The sequence below is a fragment of the Vibrio tetraodonis genome, assembly GCF_003350295.1.
In the GTDB taxonomy this organism is placed as follows: Bacteria; Pseudomonadota; Gammaproteobacteria; order Enterobacterales; family Vibrionaceae; genus Vibrio; species Vibrio tetraodonis.
Genome location: NZ_QLYY01000018.1, coordinates 128,580 through 141,037, shown reverse-complemented (window position 1 = coordinate 141,037; position 12,458 = coordinate 128,580). Strand labels below are relative to the sequence as shown.

The following is a 12,458-nucleotide window of genomic DNA, read 5'->3' as shown; positions in this document are numbered from 1 at the left end:
GCTCTCCTTGATTTGTTTTTTATCGATAATTCTTTATCTACAATGAGTAGCATAAAACCTAAAGTTAAGTTGAGGTAAAGCACTAATTAACTTTTTATCGATGCTAGAACTAGTAAGTTGAAAGCTGATCTGGTTTTGGGTCACTGCTGGCCTTTTTGATCACAAAACAAGCTAAATTTGATTAATTAAGAAACTGACTGCCAATATTCTGCTGATGAACTTAATATGCAATAGGTTGGTTATATGTTTTCTTCCTTATTTAAAAAACTCATTATTATGAGTAGTTGTTATTTTATTTCTTTTCATTCCATGGCTAGTGACGACAAAAAAGCAATAGTGATTGGGGCAGGTTTATCTGGATTAACGACAGCTTACGAACTCGAGAGAAAGGGCTATCAAGTTACTGTCTTGGAAGCTAAAGATCGTGTTGGTGGTCGAACGGCGACCGCTGATATGGGTGATAAGCATGCGGAAACTGGAGGAGAGCTTCTCGATGATAAAAGTGTACACACTGAAGTCTTTCGTTATGCGGAAATGTTTGACGTAGAGATTGTCGATGTTGGCTACAGTGATGAAGTTGAGAAAGGGGCTTACTTTCTAGACAATAAGTTGACTCACTATAGTGACTTTGAAAAAGTTTATCCTCCTGAAGTAAGTAAAGATTTAGAACGCTTTCATATAGCTTTCGATAACTTGGCTGACAACATACCAGACTCGACCAACCCAGCTTTAGCACCTGATGCTGCTCGTTTGGATAAAATGACAGCACAAGAATGGATAGAGAGTTTGGATTTGTTGCCCTCCGCGCAAGTTTTGGCAGAACACGCTATACGCGGTGAGTATGACGAGCCAAAGAAGATCTCCCTACTCTGGTTATCTCATCAAGCGAAAGTCTATGAAAATGTCGATGATGATAAAATAGAAATTAAGCGCTTTGGGCGAGGTACTCGCGCCTTTGCCAATGCCTTTGTTGATCATATTAAAGGACCAGTGCTTGTTAATCATCCAGTGACAAAAGTCAGTCAAGGTGACGATGGAGTGATGGTGAGTGTGCGGGATAAAGAGTTTGAGGCCGATGTTGCTGTTGTAACGGTTCCTCTAACAGTATTGAATAAAATTGAATTTCGGCCAGAACTGCCGCAAGAAAAGCAAGAGGCGGTGAATGACATCAATTACGGCTCTCATGTAAAAGTGTTACTTAAATACAGTAAGCGGTTTTGGTTAGAGCGTGGGATGGGAGGCGATGTTATTTCTGAGTTACCTATCGGCTGGGTTTGGGAAGGTTCTGAGCGTCAAAAAGGAGAAGGAGGAGTGCTTATTGCGTTCACATCTGGTGACTTTGCGCGTCAACAAAAAGAATGGACGGATAAAGCAATTATAGATAATCGATTGGAACAGATGGAAGTGATGTTCCCTGGCTCTAGCCAGCATTTTGAATATGGTTCTGTCTATGCTTGGCATAATGAGCCCTATGTCATGGGAGGCTTTGTTGCTTACGGGCCAAATCAGATAACTCGCCATTGGAACGCTTTTTTAGAGCCAGCAGGTAAGGTGTATTTTGCTGGCGAGCATACCGCGGTTGAATATGTCGGGTATCTTGAAGGCGCGGTAAGAAGTGGTATTCGTGTAGCCAATCAGATTGCTAACCAATAAATAGACAAAACACTCGCAAGGATAGGTATAGATAATAGAAAAAGCGCGCTGTTTCCAGCGCGCTTTAATGTTTAATTTTACGTTTCAGTTGTTGGAGGCTGAACTACTTTTCCTTCCGATGTGCCTGATTCAACGTTATGTCCTGCAAAGGGGAAACTTTCCATAAGCGCGCTTGTTTGCTCAATATCTTAAATCTCTTAGTTGTTGATTATGGGTGACTTTTTATGTTTTTTATCCTAACAAATTTATGAATAAAGATATTAAAAACAAACTTAAGTGGCAAAACCGAACGAGTTGTTAGTTCTCAATGTTAATTTTTTAAATAAATGATAAAAAATCAAATATAACAAACCCATTCATTTTCTATTCAGTCAAGGAAGGTTAGATTGAACACACTTATGACAAAGTAGGAAGTAAAAATGAAAACGAAATTAATTATCTCTGTTTTGGCACTTTCGGCATCTGCCACTCTTTATGCTCAAGGTTTTGAAGGGCCGCAAAGTAATGTAGGATTTAGTGGTCCTAGCCATGGTATTTCAACTGTTCAACAAGCAAAAGAGGCCAGTGATGATACTCCAGTAACCTTAACTGGAAAAATAAAAGCTTCGTTAGGTGGGGAAATGTATACCTTCACTGATGGTACTGCAGAAATTACTATCGAGATTGACCATGACAAATGGTTGGGTCAAAAGGCAACGCCCGAGACTAAGGTGCAGATTTCCGGCGAGGTCGATAAAAAGCTAATAGGCGCCACTAAGATTGACGTTGATGCTGTGAGAGTACTTTGAGCTGGGTAATAACAATCTGATTATACTCATTTGAACAATAAAGTAATAGTTATTATCGGTGGGCAGATTATTTGTGACTTATTAAAGGTTAACGGTGAAACGCATCATTGTTGCTAGACATAACAAATAGTTTGCTCGCAAAATATCCTACCGCATTTTGTCGGCAATCAATTTACTGCTAATTTAAAAAAGCGGGGGAAGATGTTTTACTAACCAAAACAAGGCAAAGACTTTGTTCAAGTTAGCATCCTCTAGTCAGTAAACCTTCGCCTTGCTGCTTACGTATAGTAGAAAACGGGAACGTTATGTTCCCGTTATCTACATTTGTACTATGTTGTGCGATGCACCGACATATGTGCAAGTGTGACTAATGCTTGCTTGTAGGGGGAGTCAGGTAGCACGCTTAGCTCTGCGATGGCTTTGTCTGCTTCTTGATAAGCTTTTTGCCTTGTGTAGTCTAAGGCTCCCGTCTCGGTTAGTGCTTCCATGATTGTATCGAGTTTCTCCATACCATTGGCTTTCTCGATGGCTTCTCTGATCATTTCTCTTTGCTCACCATTTCCTTTACTCATTGCATAGATGAGTGGCAGGGTTGGTTTACCTTCAGCCAGGTCATCTCCGACATTTTTACCCATCTCTTTTCCATCAGAGGTGTAATCCATCACATCATCGATCAACTGGAATGCAGTGCCCAGATACTTGCCATAATTTTTCAAGGCTATTTCTATTTCATCTGTCGCGCTATTGAGTATGGCTCCTATTTGGGTAGCCGCTTCAAACAGACGAGCAGTCTTTGAGTAGATAACCTGCATGTAACTGTCTTCGGTCGTGTTTGGATCATTACAGTTCATCAGCTGTAATACTTCACCTTCGGCGATGATATTCACAGCATCACTCATTAACTTGAGGATACGCATCGAGCCTAACTCTGTCATCATCTGGAAAGAGCGGGTATAAATAAAATCGCCGACTAGGACACTTGCAGCGTTACCAAAAGCGGCATTTGCTGTCGCTTTACCACGCCTCATGTCTGACTCATCAACCACATCATCATGGAGCAAAGTGGCGGTATGTATAAATTCAATAAAGGCCGCAGCAGTTGCATGATCTTGTCCTTGATAGCCTAGAGCACGGGCTGATAACACGGCCAAAAGAGGACGAATGCGCTTGCCACCACCACTTATGATATAGAACCCAAGCTGATTGATTAAGGAAACTTCAGAATTGAGCTGGGCCAGAATTGTTTCATTCACTTTTGCCATATCGCCAGCAGTGAGTGTTTGGATAGTTTTAAAATCCATTATAAATCCGAGTGAAGTTAGAATCTTTAAGGTCATTAATTATTTTTATGGGTGGATAATACACTAAAAAACGTTGATAAATACATGGCTAAAAGGCATGATTGCTGCACTTTTATCTGGCGATTAGCTTTTCGCCAACTTTTTAAAAATATGGCTTGTCATAGGTGCATCTCTTCTGTAGAATCTGCGCCCTATTGATGATTAGTTTAGCGCACACCCATAATGCATAAAATACGCATAAGGCTGTGCGGAAAAAGCGGAGTAAGATATGTACGCTGTTTTCCAATCTGGTGGTAAACAACACCGTGTAAGCGAAGGTCAAACTCTTCGTTTAGAGAAATTAGACGTAGAAACTGGTGCAACTGTAGAGTTCGATAAAGTTCTCTTGGTTGCTAACGGTGAAGACGTTAAAGTTGGCGCTCCTCTTGTTGAGGGCGGCAAAGTAGTTGCTGAAGTTGTACAACACGGTCGTGGCGATAAAGTTAAAATCGTTAAGTTCCGTCGTCGTAAGCACTCTCGTAAGCAACAGGGTCATCGTCAGTGGTTCACTGAAGTGAAGATCACTGGTATCAACGCTTAATTGATTAGGAGAGCTTAACAATGGCACACAAAAAAGCTGGTGGTTCTACTCGTAACGGCCGCGATTCAGAAAGCAAACGCCTTGGTGTTAAACGTTTCGGTGGTGAATCTGTTCTTGCAGGTAACATCATTGTTCGTCAACGTGGCACTAAGTTCCATGCTGGTACAAACGTAGGTATTGGTAAAGACCACACTCTATTCGCTCTTACCGAAGGTAAAGTGAAGTTCGAAGTTAAAGGTCCTAAGAACCGTAAATTCGTAAGCATTGAAGCAGAGTAATTCTCGCTAAGAGCAAGAATTAGGTTTCTAGCTGAATTCAAAAGCCCTGCCAGTTTGGCGGGGTTTTTTATTTATGGTGTTAGGGAGTTGATACTAAGGTGTTTTTTTCTAAAGTGCCTTAGTATATTTCCTGATAAGTAGAAGCAACTTGAGTGCGTGCAAGCGCCCCAAGTTCGTCATCTGCTAGAATTTATATCATTCATATTGGGTCAATTTGCTCTATGGATGAGGTTTGCAACACGACTACGAGATGTAGCAAGTGGGCGGAGTAAGAGATGAAATTCGTTGATGAAGCGGTAGTTAAGGTTCAAGCCGGAGACGGTGGTAACGGTGTGGTAAGTTTCTGGCGAGAGAAATTTGTTGCAAAGGGTGGCCCCGATGGTGGTGACGGTGGTGATGGTGGTGATATCTACATCCAAGCCGATGAGAACCTTAATACTTTGATTGATTACCGTTTCCAGCGCTTCTATGAAGCGGAGCGTGGAGAAAATGGTCGCGGTGGCAACTGCACTGGTAAGCGTGGTAAAGACAAGGTATTACGTGTTCCTGTGGGTACGCGCGCTGTTGATATACATACCAATGAAATTGTTGCTGAAGTGGCGGAGCACGGTAAAAAAGTGATGGTGGCTAAAGGTGGCTGGCATGGACTGGGTAACACTCGTTTCAAATCTTCCGTTAATCGCGCTCCTCGTCAAAAAACATTGGGAACCAAAGGTGAAATCAGAGAGCTTAGATTAGAGCTGCTACTTCTAGCCGATGTCGGTATGTTAGGTTTACCCAATGCTGGTAAATCAACCTTTATACGTGCTGTGTCCGCCGCTAAGCCTAAGGTGGCAGACTACCCATTTACCACTTTGATTCCAAGTCTTGGTGTGGTGAGTGTTGTCCCAGAGAAAAGTTTTGTTGTTGCTGATATACCAGGCCTTATCGAAGGTGCTGCAGATGGTGCTGGTCTTGGGATCCGTTTCTTAAAACACCTTGAGCGTTGTCGTGTTCTATTGCACATGATCGATATTATGCCCATTGATCAATCTGATCCGGTGCAGAATGCACTGACCATTATCGATGAGCTTGAGCAATACAGTGAGAAATTGGCAGATAAGCCACGCTGGCTGATCTTTAATAAAGTTGATCTTATGCCTGCAGAAGAAGCAGATGAAATTATCCAAAACATACTTGACGCCTTGGGGTGGGAAGAGGATTACTACAAAATTTCAGCAGTGAATAAACAAGGTACAAAAGAGCTTTGCTACAAGCTGGCTGACTTTATGGAGAAATTACCTCGTGAAGAAGAGCAAGTGAGCGAGGAAGAAAAAGTCGATTTCATGTGGGATGATTACCACAAAGATGCCATGGCTGGTAAAAATGTGATCATCGAAGATGACGACGATTGGGATGACTGGGACGACGAAGATGATGACGGCCATGTCGTCTATGTTCGAGATTAACCTAAACTTTGTTTTCAAGCCGCTATGTCACTGACATAGCGGCTTTTTTGTGAGAACTTCCTTGCCCATATGTGGTTATGATTTAATTGGTCATTGGCTTATCGCGTGAGGGATTGTTATTCTACCACCGCAAACTAATAAGAGCAGAGTTAGTAAGAGGTAATAGCAATGATCATCAGTATGATCGCCGCAATGGCAGATAATCGTGTAATAGGCAAAGACAACCAAATGCCATGGCACTTACCAGCGGATTTTGCATGGTTTAAACGCTGTACTATGGGCAAGCCTGTTATCATGGGTCGTAAAACATACCAATCTATTGGGCGTCCTTTACCTGGTCGTTTAAATATTGTGATTAGTCGAGATACCAGTCTCAAGTTCGATGGCGTCACTATGGCGACCTCTATTGATGATGCATTGAGCCTTGCAGGTGATGTTGAGGAAATTATGATCATTGGCGGGGGAGCGATTTATCAAGCGTGCTTGAAGATAGCCAGCAAACTCTATATTACTTACATAGATACTCAGGTCGAGGGTGACACTTGTTTTCCCAAGTGGAGTGACGACTACCAAGAAACCTACTCTGAAACTTACCTAGCAGATGAGAAAAACGCTCACAACATGCGCTTTGTGGTTTTAGAAAAATAACCCAGTGAGTGACTGAAAGAGCGTTTGTATCGATCTTAGGATTGGTAGGCACACTACCAATCCGTTTCAGTTCTATTTGACTTCATTTAGTGACCAATCATAGTCGTAGCTGATCTTGCCACTTATGGTGCCTAGCTCTGGCCTGTATTGACTTAAATGTTTGATAAGCTGAGCCCTATCGCCAAAATCTTCGCTAAACCAATCGTAGATGGAAGAGAGTTGAGCACCATTGTCATTGAGCAGCACTCCTTTATCGCTATTGATAAAGCTTTTCGCTGCTTGTTCTAATAGTGTTTCTGTGTTGTCTGCTGTGAACGCTTTATGCTGAAGGTTAGGGCAGCCTAAACTTGCACAGTTCACCGCATAGTGAGTCCTAGGATCTTGCCAAATAGGGCGCAAAATTCGGTGCTCGATATCGTTTAGTGTTAGAGTTTTCCCATTGATGGTGATCACATCATCGCCCCACGGCCCAAAACTAAACAAGCCGCCAAGTTTGGTAATGGATTTGACCGGGTAGTCGTCCAATATCAGCTTAACGGTAATCGCATTATACAGGTTGACCCAATAAGCATATTGCTGCGCTTTATTGAGTGAAAGAGGGTCTGTTTTGGCCAATCTTTCAAGATAATTGGTAAGCATTTGCTTATCTTTGGCACTGACAGATGAGTATTTAAATAGGGTGTAGTCGCCTTTAGTGACTAAATACTGGTCGAGCAGCAGTTGCCAAGCTTGGTGATCAATAACTGTAGTATTGGACTCATTACTTTTGTTCCAATAAGGCCAAAGTTCTGATTTAGGCGCGCTAAAGGTGCTAAAAGATACGATAGCGAGAAGTAAGGGAAGAAAGAATTTCATGTTCAGTCCTATTAATCACGGCGATATGAGTTAAGACCGACTATCTGATTAAGAACTTTCAAAAAGAAAAAAGCTGGCGTTGACCAGCTTTTATAGGAGATGCCTACTTTAGATATGAGGGTATTTTAGTCTCATAATCAGCAATCTTGTCTTCATGTTGCAGGGTCAAGCCGATATTATCGAGTCCATTTAGCAGGCAATGTCTGCGAAATTCATCAATTTCAAATGAATACTCTTTACCATTGGCTCGAACTAAATTGGCTTCTAAGTCGACCTCAACTTGCGCCCCTTCGTTTTCCTCTACGAATTGGAATATCTCGTCGACTTGCTGCTCGGTAAGTCTCACCGGAACCATTTGGTTATTGATTGAGTTACCATAGAATATGTCGGCAAAGCTTGGAGCTATCATAGCTTTGATGCCGTAATCCGCAAGAGCCCAAGGGGCGTGCTCTCTTGATGAACCACAGCCAAAGTTTTCACGCGCCAGCAAAATTGAAGCGCCTTGATAGCGTGCTTGATTCATGACAAATTCAGGATTTGGCTGCTCTCCTGCATCATCCAAAAATCGCCAATCATGGAAAAGGTGTTTACCAAAACCAAGGCGAGACACCTTTTGCAGAAATTGTTTGGGGATGATCGCATCAGTGTCGACATTTGCCGCATCAAGAGGAACCACTACGCCTGTATGTTGTTTAAAACCTGACATTTAAGATTCTCCTCAATCTAAATCACGAATATCGACAAAGTGACCCGCGATGGCCGCTGCTGCTGCCATTGCTGGGCTGACTAAGTGGGTCCGACCATCACGGCCCTGACGACCCTCAAAGTTTCGGTTTGATGTAGACGCGCAGCGCTCCCCAGGTCCGAGACGATCGTTATTCATTGCCAGACACATAGAGCAGCCTGGAAGACGCCATTCAAAGCCTGCATCTTTAAAAATAGTATCCAAACCTTCTGCTTCCGCTTGTGCCTTAACTTGCTCAGAACCCGGAACAATCAATGCTTGAACGTGAGAGGCAACTTTGCGACCTTTAGCAACCGCTGCTGCTGCGCGCATGTCTTCGATACGTGAGTTGGTACAAGACCCAACGAAGACTTTGTCAACTGGGTAGTCAGACAACGCTTTACCTGCCGTTAATCCCATGTAGGCGAGTGCTTTTTCGGCAGAGGCTTTTTCAACAGGGTCAGCGAAACTGTCCGGTGTCGGAATGGGTTGGTCGACAGCAATTACTTGTCCAGGGTTTGTCCCCCAGGTAACTTGAGGTTTGATGTCGGCCGCGTTAAGCGTAACTACCGCATCAAACTTGGCATCATCATCGGTTTTAAGAGTCTTCCAATACTCTACCGCAGCGTTAAAGTCTTCGCCTTGTGGAGAGAACTTACGATCTTTGATGTATTCAAATGTTGTTTCATCGGGGGCAATTAAGCCAGCTTTAGCGCCTAGTTCGATGGCCATGTTACAAACTGTCATTCGGCCTTCCATCGAAAGGTCGGTAATCGCTTCTCCGCAGAACTCAACCACATAACCTGTGCCGCCAGCCGCTGTGGTTTCACCTATGATGGCCAATACTATGTCTTTTGCAGTAATACCGGGAGAAACTTTACCTTTGACTTCAATTTTCATGGTTTTGGCGCGAGCTTGCTTTAGTGTTTGAGTCGCAAGTACATGCTCGACTTCAGAGGTACCGATACCAAAGGCTAAAGAGCCAAACGCGCCATGAGTTGCAGTATGGGAGTCGCCACATACAATGGTCATTCCAGGGAGAGTAATGCCTAGCTCTGGCCCCATGACATGCACAATACCTTGATATTTGTGGTTAATATCATAAAGGGTTACGCCAAACTCTTTGCAGTTTTTAGAAAGAGTTTCCATCTGGATACGTGCCATTTCACCAGAGGCATTAATGTCCTTGGTTGTAGTCGAAACGTTGTGGTCCATGGTGGCGAATGTTTTATTCACTTGGCGTACTTGACGCCCTTTTTCACGTAAGCCATCGAAAGCTTGAGGTGAGGTCACTTCGTGAACTAAATGTCGGTCAATATACAAAATTGGGTTTTCACCCTCTGCTGCTACGACCACATGCGCGTCGTAGACTTTCTCGTACAGTGTTTTACCCATCATTGCTTTCCTGTTTTTGCTCCTGACAACGGCTTATCAGGAGCGAATAATTATTTTATGAATTTAAAATGTACTCAGCGATTTTGTCGCCCATCTCTGCAGTCGAGAGGGCTGGTCTGTCACCGGCTAAGTCAGCAGTTAGCTCGCCAGCAGAGAGTGCTTTTGATACCGCTGATTCTATATCTTGGGCTGCGGCTTCTTCACCTAAGCTGTATCTGAGCATAAGAGCAGCAGACAGGATTTGCGCTACGGGATTAGCAATGTTTTTACCCGCAATGTCAGGGGCACTGCCACCAGCAGGTTCGTACAAACCAAACTTACTTTCATTTAAGCTCGCTGAAGGTAGCATTCCCATCGATCCTGTGATCATTGCGCATTCATCCGAGATAATATCGCCAAAGATGTTAGAGCACAGCATCACATCAAATTGCGATGGATCTTTGATTAGCTGCATGGTCGCGTTGTCGATGTACATATGAGATAGACTGACATCGGGGTAATCTTTAGCGACTTCTTCAACCACTTCGCGCCACAAGATAGAGCTTTGTAGAACGTTCGCTTTATCAATTGAGCAGACTTTTTTATCGCGCAGACGAGCTGACTCAAAAGCAATTTTAGCGATACGTTCAATCTCGAATCTCTGATAAACCTCGGTATCGAAAGCTTTCTCATTGGCACCTTCGCCTTCTCGGCCTTTGGGTTGGCCAAAGTAAATACCACCAGTTAGCTCGCGCACCACCACGATATCAAAGCCACGCTGTGAAATATCAGCACGTAGTGGAGAAAAGTTCTCTAGACCTTGATGTATTTGAGCAGGGCGCAAGTTACAAAATAGCTGAAAGTGCTTACGCAAGGGAAGAAGGGCGCCGCGTTCAGGTTGATCGTTGGGTGGCAAATGTTCCCATTTAGGGCCACCCACGGAACCAAACAATATCGCGTCTGATTCTTCGCAAGCTTTTATTGTACTCGCTGGAAGTGGGCATCCATGATTATCGATAGCAATGCCACCGACGTCATGTTCGGAACGATGAAAAGCAATCGAATGTTTCTTCTCGATAGCATTTAGCACCTTGTTGGCCTGCGCCATTACTTCTGGTCCAATACCATCTCCTGATAAAACGGCGACCTTGTATGATTTGTCTGTCATGAGCTTCCTTAAATTTAATACTTATTGCTAGGGGTGACTTAGACCCCTAGATTTTATTTATACAGTTGCGATCTTGTTCTGTTTGATTTGTTCAATTTGATCCGCACGGTGGATACTGTTGATTACATGAAGTAAAGCTTGTCCTGATGCTTCTACTATATCTGTTGACATGCCAGTACCGTGATACTTACGACCTTTATAGTTGGCAATGATATCCGCTTGACCCAGACCGTCTTCACCTTCGCCCTTAGCGGTAAGATCAAACTTGTCTAGCACGATATCATACCCAGTCACTCGGTAGATACACTGATAAAGCGCATCGACAGGGCCATTACCGACGGCGGCTTCTGATTTTTCTTCATCGCCACATTTCAACTTTATGCTAGTCGTCGCCATTACGCTGCCAGATTGAACGCTTAGATAGTTAAGTTTGAAGAAGTCATCTTCTTCGCGAAGATTAGAGAAATGCATTAAAGCTTCTAGATCATAATCAAACACTTGTCCTTTGCGGTCAGCCAATTTCAAGAAGTCTTCATACAAAGCATCTAAATTATATTCGTCTTCTTTGTAGCCCATGCTGTCCATATGACTTTTTACTGCAGCTCGGCCGCTTCGACTGGTTAGGTTTAGCGCTTGATTTTTTAGTCCAATAGACGCGGGCGTCATAATCTCATAGGTGTTTTTATTCTTAAGCATTCCATCTTGGTGAATGCCTGAAGAGTGGCTAAATGCATTGGCGCCAACAATGGCTTTATTGCTTTGAATTGGCATATTGCAAAGCTGACTGACGAGCTTACTGGTGCGATGAATCTCGTCATGTTTAAGACCAGTGTGAACGCCAAGCAATTCTTGACGCGTTTTGATGATCATGGCGATTTCTTCTAGAGAGCAGTTACCCGCGCGCTCTCCAATACCATTGATGGTCCCTTCTATCTGGCGCGCACCGGCTTGAACGGCAGCAATTGAGTTTGCTACTGACATGCCTAAATCGTCATGACAGTGTACTGAAATAATGGCTTTATCAATGTTAGGAACACGGTTGAACAAGGTTTGAATAATGCCGCCAAACTCATTTGGAACAGTGTAACCAACGGTGTCTGGTATATTGATTGTGCTCGCGCCAGCATTGATTGCTGCTTCAACCATGCGGCATAAATTATCAATCGGCGTTCTGCCCGCATCTTCACAAGAAAATTCGACATCATCAGTGTATTGGCGAGCGTGTTTGACGGCTTTTACCGCCATGTCTACGACGTCATCATAGCTGCGACGTAACTTGTCCTCGACGTGGATTGTTGACGTTGAAATAAAAGTGTGAATTCTAAACTGATCTGCGACTTTTAACGCTTCTGCTGCTGCATCAATATCTTTTGCTACTGCACGGGAAAGTGCACAAACTCGACTATTTTTTATGTGTTTTGCAATGGTTTGTACGGATTCAAAATCGCCGGGAGAGGAGACTGGAAAGCCAGCTTCAATAACATCGACACCTAGCCTTTCAAGTGCATAAGCAATCTGCAGTTTTTCTTTAACTGTCAAGCTTGCTGACAACGCTTGCTCGCCATCACGTAACGTGGTGTCGAAAATAATGACCTGATCATTCATGTTTGCTTCCTTCCTGATATTTTATACTCACACAGT

The 12,458-nt window shown here is 43.3% G+C and carries 12 protein-coding genes; 6 read left to right on the top strand and 6 right to left on the bottom strand.

Features of this window, described 5'->3' with window-relative positions:
* Positions 1–243 precede the first annotated feature (243 nt).
* Together DPF90_RS14410 and DPF90_RS14405 are read left to right on the top strand one after the other, a co-directional pair.
* Positions 244–1,653 carry a flavin monoamine oxidase family protein gene (locus tag DPF90_RS14410; protein ID WP_114787034.1) on the top strand — a complete coding sequence of 470 codons (1,410 nt, stop codon included), beginning with the start codon at positions 244–246 and terminating at the stop codon, positions 1,651–1,653.
* A gap of 419 nt (positions 1,654–2,072) precedes the next feature.
* Positions 2,073–2,441, top strand: a complete 369-nt coding sequence (locus DPF90_RS14405) for a NirD/YgiW/YdeI family stress tolerance protein (RefSeq protein ID WP_114787033.1) — start codon at positions 2,073–2,075, stop codon at positions 2,439–2,441.
* Between the two features lie 329 nt (positions 2,442–2,770).
* On the opposite strand, the gene ispB is transcribed toward DPF90_RS14405, so the two are convergent.
* A complete protein-coding gene (ispB, locus tag DPF90_RS14400; RefSeq protein WP_114787032.1) occupies positions 2,771–3,742 on the bottom strand; it encodes an octaprenyl diphosphate synthase in 972 nt (323 codons plus the stop codon).
* A 268-nt stretch (positions 3,743–4,010) separates the two neighbouring features.
* Between ispB and rplU the strand changes: the two genes are divergently transcribed.
* The 4 genes from rplU to folA all read left to right on the top strand — a co-directional run bounded on the left by rplU (position 4,011) and on the right by folA (position 6,696).
* Positions 4,011–4,322, top strand: a complete 312-nt coding sequence (gene rplU, locus DPF90_RS14395; RefSeq protein ID WP_008072988.1) for a 50S ribosomal protein L21 — start codon at positions 4,011–4,013, stop codon at positions 4,320–4,322.
* 20 nt (positions 4,323–4,342) lie between these two features.
* The gene (gene rpmA / locus DPF90_RS14390; protein ID WP_004409945.1) at positions 4,343–4,600 is read left to right on the top strand and encodes a 50S ribosomal protein L27; all 258 of its coding nucleotides are present in this window, start codon (positions 4,343–4,345) and stop codon (positions 4,598–4,600) included.
* Between the two features lie 275 nt (positions 4,601–4,875).
* On the top strand, positions 4,876–6,048 hold the full coding sequence (gene cgtA / locus DPF90_RS14385; RefSeq protein ID WP_114787031.1) for an Obg family GTPase CgtA: 1,173 nt from the start codon (positions 4,876–4,878) through the stop codon (positions 6,046–6,048).
* 168 nt (positions 6,049–6,216) lie between these two features.
* A complete protein-coding gene (gene folA, locus DPF90_RS14380) occupies positions 6,217–6,696 on the top strand; it encodes a type 3 dihydrofolate reductase (RefSeq protein ID WP_114787030.1) in 480 nt (159 codons plus the stop codon).
* A gap of 72 nt (positions 6,697–6,768) precedes the next feature.
* On the opposite strand, the gene DPF90_RS14375 is transcribed toward folA, so the two are convergent.
* The 5 genes from DPF90_RS14375 to leuA form a co-directional block, all read right to left on the bottom strand.
* Positions 6,769–7,551 carry a DUF547 domain-containing protein gene (locus DPF90_RS14375; protein ID WP_114787029.1) on the bottom strand — a complete coding sequence of 261 codons (783 nt, stop codon included), beginning with the start codon at positions 7,549–7,551 and terminating at the stop codon, positions 6,769–6,771.
* A gap of 103 nt (positions 7,552–7,654) precedes the next feature.
* The gene (leuD, locus tag DPF90_RS14370; RefSeq protein ID WP_114787028.1) at positions 7,655–8,257 is read right to left on the bottom strand and encodes a 3-isopropylmalate dehydratase small subunit; all 603 of its coding nucleotides are present in this window, start codon (positions 8,255–8,257) and stop codon (positions 7,655–7,657) included.
* A gap of 12 nt (positions 8,258–8,269) precedes the next feature.
* A complete protein-coding gene (gene leuC, locus DPF90_RS14365; RefSeq protein WP_114787027.1) occupies positions 8,270–9,670 on the bottom strand; it encodes a 3-isopropylmalate dehydratase large subunit in 1,401 nt (466 codons plus the stop codon).
* Positions 9,671–9,725: 55 nt separating this feature from the next.
* Positions 9,726–10,817, bottom strand: a complete 1,092-nt coding sequence (gene leuB / locus DPF90_RS14360; protein WP_114787026.1) for a 3-isopropylmalate dehydrogenase — start codon at positions 10,815–10,817, stop codon at positions 9,726–9,728.
* A 57-nt stretch (positions 10,818–10,874) separates the two neighbouring features.
* Entirely contained in the window at positions 10,875–12,422 is a 1,548-nt protein-coding gene (gene leuA / locus DPF90_RS14355; protein WP_114787025.1) for a 2-isopropylmalate synthase, read from the bottom strand.
* Between the last annotated feature and the right edge of the window lie 36 nt (positions 12,423–12,458).